This is a genomic window from Lachnoclostridium phytofermentans (genome assembly GCF_000733755.1).
Classification (GTDB): Bacteria; Bacillota; Clostridia; order Lachnospirales; family Lachnospiraceae; genus Lachnoclostridium; species Lachnoclostridium phytofermentans_A.
In genome coordinates this window covers 1,251,228-1,272,363 of record NZ_JPOF01000003.1, presented here as the reverse complement: position 1 = coordinate 1,272,363, position 21,136 = coordinate 1,251,228, and the positions used below count along the sequence as shown (strand labels likewise).

The 21,136-nt window shown below is 36.5% G+C and carries 23 protein-coding genes; 12 read left to right on the top strand and 11 right to left on the bottom strand.

The window, feature by feature from the left end; translation table 11 throughout:
* Window positions 1-14: 14 nt before the first annotated feature.
* The 4 genes from CC92_RS0111010 to CC92_RS0110995 form a co-directional block, all read right to left on the bottom strand.
* Window positions 15-1,802, bottom strand: a complete 1,788-nt coding sequence (locus CC92_RS0111010) for an NADH-quinone oxidoreductase subunit NuoF (RefSeq protein ID WP_029502831.1) — start codon at window positions 1,800-1,802, stop codon at window positions 15-17.
* Window positions 1,803-1,817: 15 nt separating this feature from the next.
* Window positions 1,818-2,189 (bottom strand): (2Fe-2S) ferredoxin domain-containing protein, encoded by a 372-nt coding sequence (locus tag CC92_RS0111005; RefSeq protein ID WP_029502832.1) that lies wholly within the window; start codon window positions 2,187-2,189, stop codon window positions 1,818-1,820.
* A gap of 136 nt (window positions 2,190-2,325) precedes the next feature.
* Complete coding sequence (locus tag CC92_RS0111000; protein WP_029502833.1) at window positions 2,326-2,883, bottom strand: ATP-binding protein; 558 nt, start codon at window positions 2,881-2,883, stop codon at window positions 2,326-2,328.
* 70 nt (window positions 2,884-2,953) lie between these two features.
* Window positions 2,954-3,448, bottom strand: coding sequence for a complex I 24 kDa subunit family protein (locus CC92_RS0110995; RefSeq protein ID WP_029502834.1), 495 nt, complete (start codon window positions 3,446-3,448; stop codon window positions 2,954-2,956).
* A gap of 521 nt (window positions 3,449-3,969) precedes the next feature.
* Between CC92_RS0110995 and CC92_RS0110990 the strand changes: the two genes are divergently transcribed.
* The 6 genes from CC92_RS0110990 to CC92_RS0110965 all read left to right on the top strand — a co-directional run bounded on the left by CC92_RS0110990 (window position 3,970) and on the right by CC92_RS0110965 (window position 8,009).
* Entirely contained in the window at window positions 3,970-4,320 is a 351-nt protein-coding gene (locus CC92_RS0110990) for a DRTGG domain-containing protein (protein WP_029502835.1), read from the top strand.
* Window positions 4,317-4,739, top strand: coding sequence for an ATP-binding protein (locus CC92_RS0110985; protein ID WP_029502836.1), 423 nt, complete (start codon window positions 4,317-4,319; stop codon window positions 4,737-4,739). Before CC92_RS0110990 ends, CC92_RS0110985 begins: the two co-directional genes overlap by 4 nt.
* A 127-nt stretch (window positions 4,740-4,866) precedes the next feature.
* A complete protein-coding gene (locus CC92_RS0110980; RefSeq protein WP_029502837.1) occupies window positions 4,867-6,150 on the top strand; it encodes a [Fe-Fe] hydrogenase large subunit C-terminal domain-containing protein in 1,284 nt (427 codons plus the stop codon).
* 110 nt (window positions 6,151-6,260) lie between these two features.
* A complete protein-coding gene (locus CC92_RS0110975) occupies window positions 6,261-6,608 on the top strand; it encodes a hypothetical protein (RefSeq protein WP_029502838.1) in 348 nt (115 codons plus the stop codon).
* Window positions 6,568-7,311, top strand: a complete 744-nt coding sequence (locus tag CC92_RS0110970) for a PHP domain-containing protein (protein ID WP_330372721.1) — start codon at window positions 6,568-6,570, stop codon at window positions 7,309-7,311. Before CC92_RS0110975 ends, CC92_RS0110970 begins: the two co-directional genes overlap by 41 nt.
* Before the next feature lie 125 nt (window positions 7,312-7,436).
* Entirely contained in the window at window positions 7,437-8,009 is a 573-nt protein-coding gene (locus CC92_RS0110965) for a hypothetical protein (RefSeq protein WP_029502840.1), read from the top strand.
* Between the two features lie 144 nt (window positions 8,010-8,153).
* On the opposite strand, the gene CC92_RS0110960 is transcribed toward CC92_RS0110965, so the two are convergent.
* The 3 genes from CC92_RS0110960 to spoIIR form a co-directional block, all read right to left on the bottom strand.
* A complete protein-coding gene (locus CC92_RS0110960) occupies window positions 8,154-9,725 on the bottom strand; it encodes a DUF3794 and LysM peptidoglycan-binding domain-containing protein (RefSeq protein ID WP_029502841.1) in 1,572 nt (523 codons plus the stop codon).
* Window positions 9,726-10,043: 318 nt separating this feature from the next.
* Window positions 10,044-10,919: a 4-(cytidine 5'-diphospho)-2-C-methyl-D-erythritol kinase gene (gene ispE, locus CC92_RS0110955; protein ID WP_029502842.1), complete on the bottom strand. Its 876-nt coding sequence runs from the start codon at window positions 10,917-10,919 to the stop codon at window positions 10,044-10,046.
* 133 nt (window positions 10,920-11,052) lie between these two features.
* The gene (spoIIR, locus tag CC92_RS0110950) at window positions 11,053-11,775 is read right to left on the bottom strand and encodes a stage II sporulation protein R (protein WP_051650704.1); all 723 of its coding nucleotides are present in this window, start codon (window positions 11,773-11,775) and stop codon (window positions 11,053-11,055) included.
* 93 nt (window positions 11,776-11,868) lie between these two features.
* On the opposite strand from spoIIR, the gene CC92_RS0110945 reads away from it, so the two are divergent.
* From CC92_RS0110945 to CC92_RS0110930, 4 genes are all read left to right on the top strand, one after another.
* Complete coding sequence (locus tag CC92_RS0110945) at window positions 11,869-12,144, top strand: GNAT family N-acetyltransferase (RefSeq protein WP_051650705.1); 276 nt, start codon at window positions 11,869-11,871, stop codon at window positions 12,142-12,144.
* Between the two features lie 237 nt (window positions 12,145-12,381).
* Window positions 12,382-13,443, top strand: coding sequence for a D-alanine--D-alanine ligase family protein (locus tag CC92_RS0110940; RefSeq protein ID WP_029502845.1), 1,062 nt, complete (start codon window positions 12,382-12,384; stop codon window positions 13,441-13,443).
* Between the two features lie 18 nt (window positions 13,444-13,461).
* Entirely contained in the window at window positions 13,462-14,274 is an 813-nt protein-coding gene (gene murI, locus CC92_RS0110935; RefSeq protein ID WP_029502846.1) for a glutamate racemase, read from the top strand.
* A 29-nt stretch (window positions 14,275-14,303) separates the two neighbouring features.
* Window positions 14,304-14,738: a DUF1934 domain-containing protein gene (locus CC92_RS0110930; RefSeq protein WP_029502847.1), complete on the top strand. Its 435-nt coding sequence runs from the start codon at window positions 14,304-14,306 to the stop codon at window positions 14,736-14,738.
* Between the two features lie 153 nt (window positions 14,739-14,891).
* On the opposite strand, the gene CC92_RS0110925 is transcribed toward CC92_RS0110930, so the two are convergent.
* Window positions 14,892-15,347 carry a hypothetical protein gene (locus tag CC92_RS0110925; RefSeq protein ID WP_029502848.1) on the bottom strand — a complete coding sequence of 152 codons (456 nt, stop codon included), beginning with the start codon at window positions 15,345-15,347 and terminating at the stop codon, window positions 14,892-14,894.
* Window positions 15,348-15,482: 135 nt separating this feature from the next.
* Window positions 15,483-16,214 (bottom strand): lysophospholipid acyltransferase family protein, encoded by a 732-nt coding sequence (locus tag CC92_RS0110920; protein ID WP_029502849.1) that lies wholly within the window; start codon window positions 16,212-16,214, stop codon window positions 15,483-15,485.
* A gap of 493 nt (window positions 16,215-16,707) precedes the next feature.
* Here CC92_RS0110920 and CC92_RS21635 point away from each other — a divergent pair, with 493 nt between their 5' ends.
* A complete protein-coding gene (locus CC92_RS21635; RefSeq protein WP_029502850.1) occupies window positions 16,708-16,842 on the top strand; it encodes a rubredoxin in 135 nt (44 codons plus the stop codon).
* Between the two features lie 113 nt (window positions 16,843-16,955).
* Here CC92_RS21635 and CC92_RS0110910 read toward each other — a convergent pair whose 3' ends face one another.
* Window positions 16,956-19,034 carry a glycoside hydrolase family 31 protein gene (locus tag CC92_RS0110910; protein ID WP_029502851.1) on the bottom strand — a complete coding sequence of 693 codons (2,079 nt, stop codon included), beginning with the start codon at window positions 19,032-19,034 and terminating at the stop codon, window positions 16,956-16,958.
* A 317-nt stretch (window positions 19,035-19,351) separates the two neighbouring features.
* Here CC92_RS0110910 and CC92_RS0110905 point away from each other — a divergent pair, with 317 nt between their 5' ends.
* A complete protein-coding gene (locus CC92_RS0110905) occupies window positions 19,352-19,615 on the top strand; it encodes a zinc ribbon domain-containing protein (RefSeq protein ID WP_029502852.1) in 264 nt (87 codons plus the stop codon).
* Window positions 19,616-19,813: 198 nt separating this feature from the next.
* Here CC92_RS0110905 and CC92_RS0110900 read toward each other — a convergent pair whose 3' ends face one another.
* The gene (locus tag CC92_RS0110900) at window positions 19,814-20,917 is read right to left on the bottom strand and encodes an LCP family protein (protein ID WP_051650706.1); all 1,104 of its coding nucleotides are present in this window, start codon (window positions 20,915-20,917) and stop codon (window positions 19,814-19,816) included.
* Window positions 20,918-21,136: the final 219 nt, after the last annotated feature.

Sequence of the window (21,136 nt, the reverse complement as noted above, 5' to 3'; positions counted from 1 at the left end):
CTCCATTCTGCCATTTATTTCTTACTGATTGCGCCGAATTTACATTTTTCCATACAAGCTCCACACTTAATACACTTTTCTTGCAAGATAACATGAGCTTCACGAACTTTACCCTCGATTGCACCATTTGGACAAGTACGTGCACATAAAGTACATCCCTTACACTTGTCTGCATCGATAGTATAGGATAATAAGGATTTACATACACCTGCTGGACACTTCTTATCTACTACATGTGCAACATATTCCTCTCTAAAGTAGCGAAGTGTGGATAATACAGGGTTAGGAGCTGTCTGACCAAGACCGCAAAGAGAATTATCTTTGATATAGTAACAAAGTTCTTCTAACTTATCTAAATCCTCTAAGGTACCATTTCCTTTTGTAATCTTATCAAGTATCTCAAGCATACGCTTCGTACCGATTCGACAAGGAGTACATTTGCCACAAGACTCCTCTACTGTAAACTCAAGGAAGAATTTAGCGATGTCAACCATACAGTTATCTTCATCCATTACGATAAGACCACCAGAACCCATCATGGAACCGATAGAAATAAGGTTATCATAATCAATTGGAATATCAAAATGTTCTACTGGAATACAACCGCCAGATGGGCCACCAGTTTGAGCAGCTTTAAACTTTTTGCCATTTGGAATACCACCACCGATTTGCTCTACAACTTCACGGAGAGTAGTACCCATAGGAATTTCAACCAGACCAGTATTTTTAATTTTACCACCAAGAGCGAATACTTTTGTACCCTTACTCTTTTCTGTACCCATGGAGGCAAACCATTCTGGTCCATTTAAAATAATCTGTGGAATGTTAGCGTAGGTTTCTACGTTATTTAATATAGTAGGTTTCTGGAATAAGCCTTTTTGTGCTGGAAATGGAGGACGTGGACGAGGTTCACCACGGTTTCCTTCAATTGAGGTCATAAGAGCAGTTTCTTCACCGCAAACGAAAGCACCAGCACCTAGACGAAGACCAACATCAAAGGAGAAATCAGTTCCAAATATATTCTTTCCAAGAAGTCCATACTCTCTAGCTTGCTTAATTGCAATTTCAAGTCGAGCAACTGCGATTGGGTATTCTGCACGAACATAAATATAACCTTGGTCTGCTCCAATTGCATAACCTGCAATTGCCATAGCCTCTAATACTACGTGAGGGTCACCTTCTAATACGGAACGATCCATGAATGCACCTGGATCACCTTCATCGGCATTACAACAGACGTATTTTTGATCAGCATCGTTTCCTTTTGCAAGTTTCCACTTTAATCCCGTTGGGAATCCACCGCCGCCACGGCCACGTAATCCACTGTCTAAAAGGACTTGTATTACATCATCTGGCGTCATCTCAGTAAGAACCTTACCAAGTGCTTCGTAGCCTCTTGTTCCTATGTACTCTTCAATATTCTCAGGGTTAATTACACCACAATTACGAAGAGCGATTCTGTGTTGTTTTTTATAAAAATCTGTTTCGTTTAATGCTTTGATACCATCTTCTGTAACGGTCTCGTTATAGAGAAGACGTTTTACAATTCTGCCCTTTAATAAGTGTTCTGTTACGATTTCAGGGATATCGTCTACATTTACCATGGAGTAAAATGTGCCTTCTGGATAAATCAACATAATTGGTCCCAAAGCGCAAAGTCCGTGGCAACCTGTCTGAACTACAGCAACCTCCTCTTTAAGGCCGGCTTTTTCGATTTCAGTCTGTAACGCATTAAGAATCTGCTGACTTCCGGAGGAAGTACAACCGGTTCCACCACAAACTAAGATGTGTGAACGATACATATTAGGTCCTCCTCGCTAATTAATATAATTTTGAATCGTGTATTCTTTGATAATCTGACCACGTACCAAGTGCTTTTCAACTACTTCAAGCGCTTTTTCTGCTGTCATCTTGACATAAGTTACCTTTTCTTTTTCGGCTTCCATAACCTCTACAATTGGTTCAAACTGACATAAACCAATACATCCAGTTTGTGTGACCATTACGTTTGTAAGGCCTTTTTCTTGGACTGCACTAGAAAGGGCATTGAGTACAGGCCTTGCTCCACTTGCGATACCACAGGTGGCCATACCTACAACGACACGGATATTTGCTCCAGCTTCATTACGAAGGCCTATCTGATTCTGCATCTTCTCGCGGATTGCTTTTAATTCTTCAAGAGATTTCATAATTCCTCCATTCCTGCGCAGATCTTTTGCGCATATAATTCATGACAAGGAAAAGGTCTGTAAACGAACTTTTTCTTGTTTAGCACTAGACATCAAGTTAATATTGATGTCTTTGTACAAATTTAGACAAATTATCTTAGAAAATGATTCCTTGATCGACTTCTTGTTTATTCTCGCTTAAGAAATCTCGTATATAGTTAGAGACATCTGGAGTATTAAATGGTACTCCATCAAGAATCATTCGAAATTCTCTGGTATCTAGGGTAAAACTTCTGTTATCTACTGTGTATGTATATAAGAAATCTATCCGGTTATTCAATGTTATTAGCGTATGCATCGTGCTTGTCATGTCTCCAAGCGGCATCCGATCAATATGAGAGAGTATAAAGCTTGCTGTAACTACCGTACCTTCACCTACAACAGACTCTATAGAAAAGTTACCGCCTGTGGCAATTGCCGCGTGTTGAAAAAACGGGATTCCAAGCCCAATCTTACGGGTTGTTCTTGTTGTATAAAAAGGATCTAAGACACGAGTTACTTGGTCTTTCGTCATGCCACAACCATTGTCTTTAATGGCAATGGTCAGGGTATCCTTATTTCTATTTACAGTTACAGTTATTGCAATTAGTGTTGCATCTGCACGAATGGAGTTTTGGGCGACATCCAAAACGTTCAGAGAGATTTCCGGCATCATAATTGATTTCCTCTATTTCATGTTTTATAGACAAAGATAATTTTATGACAAAAAAACGATACAAATCTGATTATTCGTACTTAGCAAGAATACCGTCTAAGTCGTCAATGGAAAGTCTTCCGTATACATCATCATTAATGGTAAGAACTGGGGCTAGACCGCAAGCACCAATACAGCGGCAAGCTTCTAAAGAAAATTTTCCGTCTGGAGTGCATTCACCACTAGCGATACCAAGCTTCTCCATAAGTTTATTGTAGATGTCTCCAGAACCCTTTACATAACAAGCAGTACCAAGACATACGGAAATTTTGAATTTACCTTTTGGGAAAAGAGAGAATTGAGAATAAAAGGTTACTACTCCATAGATTTTTTCTAAAGGAATATCTAACGTGTTTGAAATTATGGTTTGAACTTCAATCGGAAGGTAGCCATAGATTTCTTGTGCCTTCTGAAGTATAGGCATTAGGGCACCTTTGTCACTTCTAAGCTCTTCTATGACACTAATAAGTGCTTCCTCTTGCTCTTTTGTTCCAGCAAAAGGAACGGTTGATTTCTGTGAGCTCATGATAAAACCTCCTTGATAGTTTTTTAACAATCTTTTCGATGACATGTTGTCGAAAAACAATAATATTATAGCATGATATTAGTGAAAAATCCACAATGATATATATTTAACAAATAACAGTATTTAAAATCAAGTAAAGCAAATACAAATTATGAAATTGTGTATTCAATTAAGCACTATTAACAATTTAAATGTAATAGATATAGAATTAATTGTTCTGAAAGCACAATAAAAGATATAACATAGTTAATAAAATAACATATATTTGGAAAATTTTATGTAGCTAGAGTTGAAAAGAGTCTTTGGTAATGTTATACTGATATATAAATAAAAATGTGTAAAAATTATACAATATTGACAGTTTTAGTACAAAAAGAAAGCAATGGCAAAATTATAATGAAAGTGAAGAACGGCATTGTTATATTTTATAACAATGACAAAAAAGTAGATAACTTAAGCGGGAAGAGTTGTCTTTATGATATGTTACGTATACCGCATAGAGGATAAGGAGGCATTCGTACATGACTGTAAGAGATGTGAAAGAAATACTTGGAGCACAAGTAATTAGCGGTGAAGAGTTTTTAGATCGTGAAGCGCACACAGGCTGCGGATCCGATATGATGAGTGATGTACTTGCATTTGTCAAGGAACAATGCGTGTTATTAACTGGATTATGCAACTTACAGGTAGTGCGTACTGCGGAGATGATGGATGTCGTGTGCATTGTTTTTGTTCGGGGAAAGAGACCAGATGAATCTATGATTGAGCTTGCAAACGAAAGAGAGATACCATTACTATGCACAGGGCATCGTATGTTTTCTGCATGTGGGTTACTATATCAAAATGGTTTGCGTGGAGGTATTTCAAATTGAGTAATACAATCACATTAACTTATACGATATCTGGGGATGATTTTACAAGGGCAGGGGAAGCATCCAGCGATGTGAAAAAGAAGTTAAAGCAGATGGGTGCAAAACCAGAGGTTGTGAGAAAGGTTGCCATATCTATGTATGAGGGTGAGATAAACATGGTAATTCATGCTCATGGAGGAGAAATAACAGTTCATATTTCGTCTCAAGAAGTCATAATAATACTAAATGATGAAGGGCCAGGAATCGTAGATGTAGAACTTGCTATGCAAGCTGGATATTCTACCGCACCAGATAATGTAAGAGCACTGGGATTTGGAGCGGGTATGGGTCTTCCGAATATGAAAAAATACTCAGATGATATGAAGATTGATACCATACTAGGAGAAGGGACTACTGTAACGTTAAAAATTTTTATGTAAGTATCTAAAAATGGCGTATAAGAAAGTAAGGAATGTTAGATGATTATTGAATATAGTTAATAATAGAAAATTTAACTTAAAGGAAAACGAGTAGACGTAGAGATACACTAGGAGAGGGGGGAAGAGTATGGGGAAGTTTTATACCGCGGTGCGATTGGATGAAAACCTTTGTATGGGGTGCATTAATTGCATTAAGCGATGCCCTACCGAGGCAATAAGAGTTCGTAATCAAAAGGCGGTAATTACAAAAGAATTTTGTATCGACTGTGGTGAGTGCATAAGAATATGTCCTCATCATGCTAAGAATGCGACGTTTGATAGTATGGACATGATAAAACAGTATGAGTATACTGTTGCCCTACCAGCACCTTCTTTGTATGCCCAGATGAATAATTTAGACGATATTAATATTGTCTTAAATGCCTTAAAGTTGATGGGATTCTCCGATGTATTTGAAGTTAGTGGCGCCGCTGAAATCTTATCTGCAGCATCTAGAATGTATATAGAAGAACATAAAGAAAAGTGGCCTATTATCAGTACAGCATGCCCTGTGGTGACTAGACTGATTCGAGTGCGCTTTCCTAATTTATTGGAGCATCTACTTCCGTTAAAGGCGCCAGTTGATATAGCTGCTGAACTAGCTGTAAAAGTGGCCATGGAGAAGACAGGTCTTCCAAGAGAGAGAATAGGAATCTTCTTCATCTCACCGTGCCCAGCGAAGGTAACAGCGGCTAAAAATCCATTGGGTTATGAAAAAAGTGAGGTAGATGGGGTGCTTGCAATTAAGGATGTCTATCCTCAGCTAATTGGATGTATGAAGACGGTAGCAGAGAAAGAAGAGTTAGAAGACCTTGCGATATCAGGGAAAATAGGAATTAGTTGGGGCTCTAGCGGTGGTGAAGCAAGTGGTCTTCTAACAGATAGTTATCTTGCAGCAGATGGAATTGAAAACATCATTCGTGTACTAGAGGATATGGAGGATCAAAAGTTTACAAACTTAGAATTTATTGAGCTTAATGCTTGCAATGGAGGCTGTGTTGGGGGTGTCCTAACCGTTGAAAATCCATATGTAGCGAAAGTAAAACTAAAAAGGCTTCGTAAATATATGCCTGTTGCTAGAACGCATATACCACTAGAAAGTATTGATATTGGTTGGACACAAGAGGTTGAATATGAACCAGTTTTTAATCTTGGAGTCAGTTTAATTGAAAGTATTGGTAAAGTGGCAAAAGTAGAAGAACTTTGTAAGAAGTTTCCTGGGCTTGACTGTGGTTCTTGTGGGGCTCCGACATGTAAGGCTCTTGCAGAGGATATTGTGAGAGGGGTCGCGGATGAAAATTATTGCATCCATATCTTTAGAGAGTATGTGAACAAGTTATCTGTTCAATTTCCAAAGGATAATTCAGACTAAATGCGCTTAAGTCAACGGCTGAGTTTTGAAGTAATGATTAGTACCAAAATGCTATCAATATTAGATCGAAAGAAACACCTACATAGAATTTACTTAAGCGGGAGGTAAGGATGACAAAACAAGAATTTATTAGGAGATGTAATTTTACTGTTATCAACGAAGGGAACAATCTAAATACAGAGGTAAAGACTCCATTTTGCTGTGATCTATTAAGTATTGCAATGAGTAAAATTCCAGCCGGATCTGCTTGGGTGACAGTAATGGGTAACATAAATACGTTAGCGGTTGCAACTTTAACGGAAGCAGCTTGTGTAATTTTGGCGGAGGGAATTACGCTTGATGCGGCTGCATTATCAAAAGCGAAAAGTGAAGCTATTACAATTTTAGCTACCGACCTTTCAATATTTGAAGCAGCGTATGAGGTGTATCAAATTATTCATGCTTCAGTTGACCTATGATTTTCATATTCACACCTGCTTATCCCCTTGTGCTGATGATGATATGACTCCGACCAATATAGTTATGATGGCGGCGCTAAAGGGTCTGGATGTGATTGCAATTACTGATCATAATACTTGTAAAAACTGCAAGGCTTCAATAGAAATCGGGAAGAAAAATGATATTTTAGTTTTACCAGGCATGGAGTTAACGACTTCAGAGGAAGTGCATGTTATTTGCTTGTTTGCAGATTTAGAAGATGCGATGAGGTTTGATACCTATGTTTATGAACGTTTGATAAAAGTAAAGAATAAAGAAAACATATTTGGAAATCAGATTGTAGTTGATGAGGATGAGAAGGAGATAGATAGGGAAGAGTATCTTTTGATTAATGCAACCACGATCGGATTTTCTGAAGTCTATGAAGTTGTAAAAGCTTATCACGGAGTCATGATTCCGGCACATATCGATAAAAACTCAAACAGTGTAATATCTAATCTCGGGTTTCTTCCGCCGGATAGTAGATTTTCCTGTGTTGAGTTATCCAAATTAGAGAACAAAGAATGTTTATTAGATAGTAATCCATATCTTTCTCAATGTAGAGTAATTTCTGATTCAGATGCTCATAGTCTGGGACAGATAAATGAACCAATTCACGTTTTACTTGCTAAAAGGAAAAGTGCATCTGAGGTACTGAATGCACTTAAGGGTTTAGAACCTTAATCAGGTAGAGAGGTAAACATTTTTACGATTCCTTCCGATATAAGAAATAAGACCTAAAAAAGGTCGGGAACTATTGTCTTTCAGCTTAGGGTTTATTATCCTAAGAATACCAAGGAGGGTATTGTATGAGTGTAAACGGAGTTACGGGTGTAAGAAGCACCTATGCATCAACAGAGTCGGTAGAATTAGAAAAGAAGAGTTCGAAGGCGAATGAGTCGAAACAAGAAACTGTAGCTGCAACTTATGAAAAGTCAGAGGAAAGCAAAACAAATAAGCAACAGGATAGAACGACAATCGAAAGATTAAAAGCGGATGCAGAACAAAGAACAGCAAGCCTTCGCTCCCTAGTAGAGAAAATGATGTTAAAACAAGGGGAGAAGGTAACAGATGCTACTGACATTTGGGCACTACTTCGAGAAGGAAAAGTACAGGTTGATCCAGAGACAGCTGCGAAAGCTTCCTCAGATATTGCAGAGGATGGATATTGGGGTGTTGAACAAACCTCCGAACGTTTAGTGTCTTTTGCGAAAGCATTAGCAGGAAATGATTCCTCCAAAGCAGAAACCATGATTAATGCTGTCAAAAAAGGATTTGATGAAGCAACGAAAACTTGGGGAGGTAAACTTCCTGAGATATGTCAAAAAACATTAGACACAACGATTGAAAAGTTAAACAAGTGGAAAGATGGTTTAGAGTAATCGCTTTCTAAATCCATAGAATATGAGTTTGACACTAAATTACTTCATAAATAATAGTGCATAAAAAGGTACCTTGACTGGCCTATAAAAGCCATTTCCAAGGTACTTTTTATGCTTTTTATACATTTGGAGATGATTTTTTAATCATGCAAAACATGGATCTAATTCTTTTACAATTAAAAGATGATCACCAACACTAATGGAGTCCGAATCCAAATCATTGATATCTTTAATCGCATCTACAGTGGTATGATAGCTTTTTGCTATTTTCCATAGATTATCGCCAGGTTTTACGACATAACCAATCATTCCAGGCATCGACTGCAATAGCTCTAAGTTTAATGGTTCTTCTTTAAAGTCAACTACAAAGGATTCTGTTAAACAGTCAAACGCTATCACATTTAGAACAACACTAGCTTTTACCTCAACCTCAGTGTTGTCTAACATCATAATGTTGATTTGCTCAAGACATGGTTTCACGTCATAGTTACTGTTGGATTTAAGGTCACGAATTTCAATCATTTGAGCAAATGGAACAGCGGCTTTTATAGCCTGCAAAGGTCTCGCATCATCTGAACTTATGTAAAGTATGCTAAGGTCAATGATACCTTCCACTTCTAAACCATTATCAATCGGGACAATATCGTCAATCTTAACGTTACCACTTCCATGACATATCTGTAATAACTTTGCACTATCATTATTTAATTTGATTCTTTCTGATATGCGGGCGCGATTACTATTGCGCATAAGAAGATTTTCGTATTTTGCTTCCTTGTAGATAGGAGTTAGTTCTCTCACTGGAGAATAGATGTCTTGAAGAATCTGCATCTGAGTTTCCTCATAGATCTTTATGGAAACATCTAAGATTGTTTCTAAATCAAGAACTCTTTCTTCTCCATCCGAGTCTGGTTTTACACTCAAATTATTACCAACGATTTCAAGTGAGATATCAGGAGTCATATCCTCAGTACATCCGGTACAATCAATTGATGAGCTAAAAGGTAGATCAGTCTCATAGTATTCCATAGGGCTGTCTTCACCCTCTCCTATGTAAAGGACAAACAGCGAAATCTCACCTTTGGCAGTGAACTTATCTGTCAATAGACGCACATCGACATTCTTAAGTTCTATATTGTTGTAAAGAATTTCAGAGATACAGCTCTTACCGGATGGTAATGAAACCTCGTCACGAAAACGATAGCTGTCCTTTTTGTTAACAGCCATATTGGTAACGTCAATTGTTTTAGTTATGGATTGCACGTCTGGCTCAGCATCAACTGCTACTGCACTTTCTTCGTCATACAGATCCTCTACGGCTACACTTAGGCGCACCAAGGCCTTTAGACTAAGTTTTCTAGAGTTAATAATACTTGCAGTTAGGTCTTCAATCTCGTATTTTAATGTACCAGTATCATGGTTACAGGATTCATTTAAGTTGATTACCTCATCGAAAGGAATCTGCCCACTTAAGCTATGGATTGGCCGAGCGGTTTCATCACTTAAATATAATACCTGAAAATGCAATGAACCATTTGCATACAGTTTCCCATTGTTTATTTTCTGATCGTTAAACTTGATTTCCCCTTGAGATTTAATTAATTTACTAATGTCTGGTTTACTATCCGGTACATTGAAATCATCGTCAAAGGTTACCTGAAGATTGCTTTTACATTTCAGTTTATTCATATGTATGTTCTTTTTAATGAGTTCCAAGTAAATTCCCTCCTTGCTCATTCTATTCGTGTTCTAATTTCCCACGTATGCGTCTAACACATTATATGAGTATGGATAAGTAGTTATGAATGCAAAATATGAATGATATTATATGCTATGTGAAAAGAGAATAAAAAATTCGTATAGTAAGTGAGTAGTAGTATAGCAACAAGATAAAAAGAACAAATAACAATATCTACTAACGAATCAAATTTTAATAGATGCTGTTATTTGTTCTTTTTAATTGCGGTATATGAAATGAATTATTTTTTCTGCAGAGTCTTTTTATAACCTGCAAACATGTGAGGTGAATTAGAGCTAGACATTCTTAGACTCAAAAAATCGTGTAAGAAACGTCTGCTTCCCACAAGGGCCAACTTTATATTCATAAAAAGCACGTTCTGCAGCCTTTTGATTATCAAATAGGGCAAATACGGTTGGACCACTTCCGCTCATTAAGGCACATAGAGCTCCATGTGCGAGTAAATCTATTTTAATTCGTTCAATCTCTGGATGATACTTGGTTGTTACGGACTCCAGAACATTTGAAACAAGCGCAGACATTTGATGTAAGTCTTGTTTTTTAATTGCTTCTACCATTCCCACAATGTCTGGATGTTTGGTGTCTTCCTCTAATTTAAGGTTTTCATACACAAATTTGGTGGATACGCTGACTGGCGGTTTTACGATTAAACAATAACAGTTTGGCGCAGGTGGGAGGGGAGTTAGGACCTCTCCAATTCCTTCAGATAAAGCGGTTCCTCGAAGAAGACAATAAGGAACATCTGCTCCGAGTTTCACACCAAGCTTCATTAAATCCTCTAAGGATTGGTTCGTTTGAAAAAGTTCATTTAAACCAAAGAGAGTGGCGGCGGCATCAGAACTTCCACCAGCCATGCCCGCTGCAACTGGAATTCTTTTCTCTAGATTAATGTAGAAACCGTCGTCAATCTTAAAAGTTTCCTTAAACAGCTTACAGGCCGCATATACGATATTATTCTCATTGGTTGGTAAAAAGTGTAGATTTGTTTTGATAGTAATCTCCGGATTTGTGGTTGGTTTGATTGTAATTTTATCGTACAACTTAATGGTTTGCATAATCATTCGGACATCATGGTACCCATTCGGACGCTTGCCAATCACATCGAGTGCAAGATTTATTTTTGCATATGCCTTTAGTGAAATAATATCCATTTAAAACTCCTGTCGTGTGGTTTTACATAACCTTGATACTGTCCATTATATTAGTCAAGGAGGGGTTTTGCAAGTAGTATTCAGACATTCCTTTCGCGATGATATCTTAAAGTCCGTTTCTCACATAATCCATCTAAAAAAGCTTTGATAGGAAATCAAAGAGTTTAAACTTTACTACAACATTTGGTTTTTCTTCTTTGATAATTGAGGTGTATTCTTCCTCTGTTAATAATGCTTTTAATTGCATCTTGGAGTCATCTGGTACGACGGTATAAGTGGCATCAACAAAGCACAAGTTTGGAAACAAAATACACCACCAGTTACGGCCTTCTGCTTTTCCGAGTTCTATTTTAAGAGCATCATACTCACCTGCTGGTAACGTGATGTCACCATAAACCTTGATTGGAAAGGTACTCTTTCCAAGGGAAGCAGTAACTCCATAGTAATACCCTTCCATAGCAAGAAGCCTAGTTGCTTCTGCTTCTATGTCGGTTAGATGAGCCATTAATACCTTGGTGGTATCTTCTTTCTCGGTGCAATCCTTTAAGAGTGGCGTTAGATAGGACATCAAACCTTCTTTTACATAGAGTTTTACATTTTGATCTTCCTCAGAGTCACTATTACCAAGCACATGAAAGCGCAGTATTTGTTTTGCTAATTCCTCCTGTAGAAGTGTAGAATTTTCCTTTATGGCTTTAGAACCTGCGAAAGAAACAAAGGCTCCAAACAAGGCGTATAAAGTAATCAAGAATGCGAGGGCAAAAGGCAATATGTAAGATAGAAATAATTTTTTTAGGGTAGATTCCTGAGGAATAGTTTTATACGTACTAGGATTAAGATAGCGTAATGATTTCATAGTAAGTCTCCTTTATCACAAATTAATTTAACTTCGTAGATTTATTTATAGTATGTCCTTACAACGCTGATTTAAACAATTATGATGACATCCATGCTTTGGGTCTATAATAAATTAAATAAGAGGTATGTTTCTCCAGACTATCAAAACCAAGGTTTTGGTAATTTTATTATGCAAGATCTAGAAGATCGAATATTTAGTGATTATGACAGAGCGATTCTTCATTCTTTCTTACCTGCAAGTATGTTGTATGAGAAGAGAGGTTATAAAACTATGAAGCATTGTCAGCGAAGTGTTGAAAAGGATGCAGTTTTAGTTTATGAGATTATGGAGAAAGAAGTAGATCTACATAGAATGGGATGCGTATAAGAAAGAGATATCAAGAAAAAACATTGAATTAATAACTAATTGAGTGTAAAATGAATATAGTGATTAGGAAAGAATAACATTCAAAGCCTAGTGAGATAATTGATTTTATGAAACAAAGAATTCCATTGGATAACTAAATTCAGTGAAATAATATATTTGATTCAATAATTAAGTGATTGCGACATTTCGATTTAGATGAAAACTGGAATAGATAGGCAGACAGAAAGGATGACTAGCATGGATAAGAAGACTATTGTTGTGCTGTTTGGAGGGCAATCCTCAGAGCATGAGGTATCATGTGTTTCAGCAGTAACGGTTATTAACCATATTGACCTTGACCATTATGATATTTTATTGGTGGGTATCACTAGAGAAGGAAAGTGGTTGCTTACAGGAAGTGTAGAAGACATCACAAGTGGAGTTTGGAGAGATGGGAAAAAAACCGCAATCCTTTCACCCGATAGAAGTAATCCAAATCTTTTGATTATGGAAGGGAATCATGTAGAATATAAAAAGATAGACGTTGTATTCCCGGTACTACATGGATTATACGGTGAAGATGGTACTGTACAGGGATTACTTGAATTAGCAGGAGTTCCTTATGTTGGTTGTGGAGTACTTGCAAGTGCGGTATCCATGGATAAATTATTTACTAAGATTATTGTAGATAATCTTGATATTCGTCAAGCGGCTTATGAAGCTGTGTATGTGAAGGAATTAGACGAGATGAGTAAGGTAGTGGAGCGAATAGAAAGTAATTTACCTTACCCTGTGTTTATTAAACCTTCTAATGCTGGTTCTTCAAAGGGCATTACAAAAGCACATAATCGTGAGCAATTAATCAACGGTTTGAAAGAGGCTTCGTTGCATGATCGCAAGATACTAGTAGAGGAAACTATTATAGGTAGAGAGATTGAGTGTGCGGTGCTTGGTGGTATTGAGGCAAAGGCGTCAGGAGTAGGTGAGATTGTAGCAGCTGCAGAATTTTACGATTATGATGCAAAGTACAACAATGCAGACTCTAAAACTATAATTACACCAGAGCTTCCAGAAGGTAAAGCACAGGAAATCAGTGATGCAGCAGTAAAGATATTCCGTGCTGTAGATGGTTATTCCTTATCAAGAGTAGACTTCTTCTTAGAAAAGGATACGAATGAAATTGTTTTTAATGAAATCAATACGCTTCCAGGATTTACGGCAATCAGTATGTACCCTATGTTATGGGAAGCAAAAGGGATTGCTAAGCCACAGTTGGTGGAAAAATTAATTCAAACAGCATTTACTAGAAATATGAAGTAAGCTGTGCGGAGGAACGATATGTCGAACAAATCTGCAATTGGAGTGTTTGATTCCGGTATTGGTGGCCTTACGGTCACCAAGGAAATTATGAATCAATTACCCAAGGAGCAAATCATTTATTTTGGAGATACCGCGCGTTTACCTTACGGAAGTAAGTCAAAGGAAACCGTAACGATGTACTCCAGGCAAATCATTCGTTTTTTATTGACAAAGAATGTAAAAGCGATTGTAATAGCATGTAATACAGCAAGTGCCTTTGCCCTTGAAACAGTAAGAAAAGAGATTGAAATACCAATTATCGGAGTCGTTAATCCAGGTGCCAAAACTGCGGCTGAGACGACAAGAAATGGTAATATTGGAGTAATAGCTACCGAGGGTACGATACGAAGTGGTATTTATAATGAGTTTTTAGGAGAAATTCGTCCAGATCTTCGAGTGTTTGGGAAAGCTTGTCCTTTGTTTGTACCCTTAGTAGAAGAAGGTTGGATTGATGATCCAATAACAAAGGAAGTTGTAAGCAGGTATATAGAAGAACTTTTATATAAAGATATAGATACCTTAATTCTTGGTTGTACTCACTATCCTTTGCTACATAAGGTGATACATGAGGTAGCTGGTGATAATATTGAATTAGTTAATCCAGCCTATGAAACAGCTAGAACCTTAAAACAAGTATTAGCAGATCAGGGATTGCTATCAGAAGAAACCAATACACCAGAACATTCCTTTTTTGTTAGTGATGGTGCTGAAAAATTCCGTAACTTTGCAAATACTATTTTACCGTGTGAAATCATCGAAACAAAGGATGTTAATTTAAAGACTTTCGAATAAAGAATTGTACTGGAAAGGTAACCGAAAGAATGACGAAAGAAGTAATTGTATCGATTGCCGGCTTACAATATGAGACAGAACAAGAAGAAGCCATAGAAGTAATTAGCCTTGGTGAATACTATTTTCGTAATGGAAAACATTTTGTATTGTATGACGAATTGCTGGATCAAGAGAGTGCACCGGATAAAACGGTGCGATGTACATTAAAAATTGCAAAAAATCAAGTTGAGTTAACAAAAAAAGGGGATGCAGCTTCTCATATGGTATTTGAACTTGGAAAAAGCCATATGAATTATTATACGACTCCGTTTGGTGATTTGATGATAGGTGTTACTACGAAGTCCATCGATGTCGTAGAGAGAGAGAAAGAAATTATGGTAGAGTTGTTATATGCATTAGATATTAATTATCAATATGTATCAGAATGTAACCTTACAATAAAAATTACCGAAAGAGAAAGATAGCCTAATATACGAGTATACAATAATGAACATCAAAAAAGGCTGTTTAACATGGAATAAATCAAATTCCAACGGAACTGATTTATTGTTAAACAACCTTTTTATAAGATTACTGGTTATTTGCTAATTTAATGTCCTTCTAGATATAGGAAACGATTAGTCCTTCTTGGTAATCTTAGATTTCATTTTCTTAATTAAGCTTTTTTTGACCGGACGTTGTTCTAAACCGCCACGGAGGCCTTTTACATCAAGAATGTAGATACCATTAATTACAGCCTTGATTTCTTTCTTGATTGGAACAAGATCAAAAACTTTTTCTTCACACATTAAAGTTGCAACTTTAGGGCCGATTTTTGCTTTCACAACTGGCACCTTAGCACGGCGAAGATACTTTGGTGTTTGGTCAATTACGATCTGAGGGAACCCGGCTTCTTTAATACGCATACGTTTTTTATCAATTACTAAGATTGAAAATGTCTGTGCACCGGCACGAATGTCTGCTTGAGATGCCTCCTGTTTCTTTTGCATCTTTCTTCCATATATGAGTAAAGCAACAAAGATAACAACTAAGATTGCTAAAATGACTAACATTACAATTGTCCACGTTGGCATATGACTACCTCCTTTCGTTATGTAATATCCCGAAACGGCTCTCTTTTTCATAGGTTGTTCAAGAAAGCCATGGATATTATTTTAACATTAATTCTTAAAAAAAGAAATAGAAAAATAAATTTTCATTTAAGAGGATTAAAGTGGTAACTTTTTATCTTCTTCTAACATAGTGGCGATTACATCACGGACATGATTGCCAAGGAATTTACGTTCTTCTTTTGGTATATTATTTGGATAAATTGGAGTTCCATAATGAATGTATACAGTTGCTTTTTTTACCCAAGGGAATTGACGTTCAAAAACAGCGTCGGAGTTTGTAATAGCTACTGGAATAATAGCACACCCTGTTTTCTCAGCCATTTTTAAGCTTCCTTCTTTGAAAGGTAGCATATCTTCTTCACGGTTTCTTGTGCCTTCTGGCATAATAAACATGGAGTAACCTTTTTTGATATTCTCTACACCGGTGAGAATAGTTTTTAAGCCCTCTCGTGGGTTTTCACGGTCAAGAAATAAACAATTAAGGTTTTTCATCCACCAGCTCATCACTGGAATCTTAGCCATTTCTTTCTTTGCAACAAAACCGGTTAGGGTTGGTAATGTTACATAAGCTACTGCTATATCAGATAAGCTTCGGTGATTTGCAGCATACAAAACGGCTTCCGTTGCCGGAATATTTTCACGACCAAACGTCTTGAACTTAGTAGCCGAGAAGATTAAAATAATACGGAAAAAAATCTTTGCAGCTGTCTGGGAGAATCTGATTTTGGCATGCTCACTAAATAAGCCGATGATTAAAGAAATCAAATAGAATGGTAACGATATTATTAAGAAAATCGTTATTGCTAGCACAACTAACATTGTTCTCATAGTAACCTCTATTCTGGTGCTTTAGCACCTATTAATAACGATAATAAATTTTCGGTTTGAGCTCTCATTGCCATACCTAAAATTATTGGTTCTGATACCAAAATTATTCAAAAGGTTGTTTTTTTTAATGATTTGATTTACAATTGGAAGAACCATCGAGTATTATACCATAACCCTTGGAACGGTGTCAAAATGCTAAAAAAGATTTCATTCAGAATTTTGGGTCAAGGAGTGGCAGAGAGATAATGAAATTTTATAGTATTTCTTATGCTACAGACCACTTAGGAAATCCGTACATACAAGAATCTATGGCCACATATTTTAGTTTGAGTGTGTCAGAGACAATTGATATAGATGCTCTTGGCAATTCGTCTGCGAGATACCGGAAGCACAAGTTTTTAGTAATGATAGACCAATAAACTATGAAGATTACCGAGATTTGAAGAGAAAAGGTAAGTTAACGGTTAACACTCCATTGAAAGGAGGTGATAATATGAGTCAGGAAGTACAGTATGTTTGCTCCGTATGCCACTATGTATATGATGGAGATACTCCATTTGAAGAATTACCAGATGATTACGAATGCCCTATCTGTGGTCAAACAAAAGAAGTATTTGTTCAAGAGTAAGAGTGATTTACATAGAATAATCACTACTTAAAAAAAGGTCCTTGAAACTGTTTTAGCAGTTTTTATGGACCTTTTTAACTCAAGGAAAGAAAATTTACGAAGTTTTCCTTTTATTAGTTAATTACAAACTCTGACGTTACAATCCGTGCCGTATCCGGGCAGTCAATCGATAGATTGGTTGTTGTACCGTTTGCAGGAAGTGTTATACCGTCATCTTCGTAAAACTCGTAAGAAGCTTCTTTAGTTAAATAGCATAGTAAGGTAAAGTTTTTACGGTTTAAGGTGGCAGTATTTTGGGCTGGATTTGCAAGCAATACTATATGATTTGGCTTTACAAACAAAGGAACTTCTGATAAGCCAACCAAAAGATAATGATGTCCTTTTGTGAGAACTTCCATGCTATAATCAGAGCCCTTAGTAAATTTAAGATACAACATGTCCTCTGGAAGATATACATAACGCCCTGTAGCGTTTTGTGTGTAGACTGGTGCTATCATTAAACCGTCACCTAACATTAATTGGTCTTCGATACGTCGTACCTGTGTATCGTTTGGATAATCAAAAGCGAGTGGGCGAAAGAGCATCTCGTTATTTTTTACAGCCTTAACAAATTCACTGTAAAGGTATGGGATGAGGCGATATCGAATTCCTATTAGATGCTTAAATTCCTCTGTTGATTCTAATTCATAACACTCTTGGTTTCTAGTACCGATGGCGGAGTGATTTCTCATAAGCGGGGTAAAGATACCAAAAGCTAACCATCTTAGCATCAAATCTCTGGTTACATCACTACCAAAACCTCCAAGATCTGCGCCGCTGTATAGGAATCCGCACATATTTAGAGATGGCATCATTTTAATATTTAATAGAAGATGTGACCACCAGGACTGATTATCGCCTGTCCAAATACCACCATAACGGTGCATACCAATATAAGAAGAGCGGGAGAATAGTAAGATTCTCTTCGACTCACTTAATTTTAAGAATGCTTCACCCGCAGCGCGTGTCATATAATAGCCGTACAAGTTATGGACTTTATCATGTCGGATTTTAACGCCATCAACTTCATGATAAAATCTCTTATGGTCCTCTTCATTGTTTTGTAAGGAATCTACAAGGTGCTTTAAATAGAAGAAATTCGTAAGGTCTAATTCTCTATTTTCTAGTTTTTTTATTTCTGCAAATGTATTCTCTAAGCCTTCTTTGGAATAAAAGATAGCAGGCTCATTCATATCATTCCAAAAACCATCGATTCCTTTCTCTAATAGATACTGATACTTGTTTCCAAACCAGTCTCTAGTTTCTTTCTTAAAAAAGTCAGGAAAATGAGTATCACCAGGCCATACACCTGCAATGAAGTTGGTACCATCTTCTCGTTTGCAAAAGTAATCGCCTGCTACGCCCTCTTCGTAGACAGAATATCCGTCTTCGATTTTCACTCCTGCATCAATAATAGGAATCAGATGTAAGTTTCTATTTTTCATCTCAGCAACAAACTCTGAAAAATTCGGAAATTTCTCTTCGTCAATCGTAAAATCTTTATATCGTTCCATATAATCAATATCCATGTAGATAGCATCAAGACCAATACCACGTTTTTGATATTCGTCTGCAACAGTTCTGATATCCTGTGCAGTCTGATATCCCCAACGAGATTGTTGGTAGCCAAATGCCCAAAGCGGAGGAAGATAGGATTCCCCGATTAATTCACGAAATTGCTTTACGATGTCATATGGGTTTGTACCTGAGATGACATAAAGATAAAGATTGGAATCTTCCGAAAAGATTCGTAACTTTGAATGAAAGGAGTATCCAATATCGAAGGTAAGTTTTCCTGGATAATCAAGAAAAAGACCAAAACATGGATTCCCATCAATGATAATGAAGTTATGTGCCCCATAAAGTGAGAATTTATTTTCTGTATGATTTGGATCATCCGCGCAATAGCTTATGTATTGATAACCACGCTTATTGATTCCGCGGTTTGCTTCACCAAGACCATAGACAATAACGTTATCTTCCATCTCATATTCTAAAGAAAAATTATCGTCAGACTTTATGGAAATAGGGCAATGAAACATATCTTTTGAACTTTCTTTGGTAAGATCAAAAGGCGTTACAGCTATCGAATTTAAATTCGCTGTTACTGCCTCTGTTTCGAATGGAGTTCCAAAACAATATTTAGTAATCATATGTATCCTTTCTTTGTAAGCATTAAACTTTTTATGTAATATTTAAGAACTATTATAACATAGTTGGAGAAATTCGCCTATGAGAGAAAAATAGAAAGATTTCTTGTAGATGATGGCTCGAGCCTATATGAGTGGAATTATAACTTTACGATTAAATTATTTGTTTCAAGGAAAAGATATGTATAATATGACATGGGGTGTCAGCTTTTTTGTTCTATAATATTTACATAAATCATAGAAAACGTGCTTTGTCAGTTTTATAAGATTTAAATAAGGTAGTTGAGTATGGAGTGCTATACGCGGAAAGGAAGGTTTAAATGGAAGGTAAAGTATGTCAGTCATGTGCTATGCCACTAATAAAAGAGGAGGAGTTTGCAACAAATTTAGACGGCAGCAAGAATGAAGAGTATTGTATTTATTGTTTAAAGGATGGAAATTTCGTTGCCAATCAAACGATGGAAGAGATGGTAGAGTTTTGTATACCTTTCGTTTATAAAGAGGGAGAGGGAAAAAGTATCGATGAGGTGCGAAAAGATATGCTAACCTACTATAAAACTCTAAAACGCTGGAAAGAGAATTAGAAAAAAAGACCCATTTGGTTCCTTCTAATGTTGAAAAAAATATCTGAAAACATACTTTTGAGTAACTTCATAATAAAATGAAACAGAATGGCAGTTACAAATGTGTAGCTGCCATTCTCTAATTTAAATCTTCATTTTGAAATTTCTTATGCTGATGTTGTTAGAAACTAACGTTAGAATGAAGTCATTTTATTAAACTTATTCATACAGGAAGCGATATAACTCATCGATATTCTTCTCCCAATCAAGAACTAACGGATAAGTGACCCCTTCATATGACTTTGGATCATCAAACATTCCATCGACAGGAAGTCTTAGCGTATCAATGGTATTAATACGATACTCCATGACCGTAACGATAATATCTTCAATCTGATCTCTTGTAATATTAGTAGTAACATAACCCATCCATTTATTTGCTTGGCTTACAGTTTTAAAGATATTTTGAGATTTTACTTTATCAAAGATAGCATTCATTGCTCTTCTCTGACGAACAGTACGACCATAATCGTTATTTGCCCCACCTAAAGTTTTAACTTTACGAACACGGCAGTATCCAAGCAACTGATTACCATTTAGTGTATTTACGCCAGCTTTTACAGTACGATACTCAGGGTTTGAGATATAATTGGTGCGTCTTAAATACTTTGCTTCCTCTTTGCCAAGTTCAATTGATACACCACCTATGCTATCCACAATTTTTTCAAAAGATTCGAAGTTTACTGACGCATAAGCATCGATGTGAAGTTTATAATTTTCTTCAATTGTTCTAATTAATAGTTCTGCTCCACCTTTTGCGTAAGCAGCATTTAACTTTGTAGATTTCCATCCAGGAATGGAAACATAGGAATCACGCATAAGGGAAACTAGTTTCACTGTTTTTTTATTCGAGTTAATTGAAGCTATCATCATACTGTCTGTATTCCTAGCTCCTCCTATTTCTTCAATACCAAATAAAAGTAGATTGGTTACACCATCCTCTTGTCGTCCAACAATTCCATTATTATTTTGGCTCATAGCTTCTGTGGCTTCTTCATCATGCACAAGTGAACCATAAACATAGCTACTTGCCATACGATAAATAAGCCCTCTACCAAATCGAGTACCAAAAAACAATAAAAAGAGAGAGCCTACGATAATAAAGACAGCAAGACATCTTTTTAATACTTTATTTGATTTTTTTTTCCGCTTTAACTGAGAACGCTTATTTAGTGAAAGTGGTTTTTCTTCTTGTATATAGTCTTCTGAGAGCTCGTCCCAATCATCTTCGATCAGATCAATTTGTTTTTTTTTATCGTTCATCTTCTTAGATCCTTTCCTAGATAGGTTATAATAACATTCATTCTGGTGCTTTAGCGTTTTTTTTGATAATAGTAACTTTGTGCGCTAAACAGTAAATCAGATATCGTTATAACGTTGGATTGTGGCAAAACTATGTTCAAGTTATGAATAAGTTGTAACATATTGTAAAGTTTTATTATGCTTCAGATTATCCGCTTACGTTGAACCTTACTTCCCATT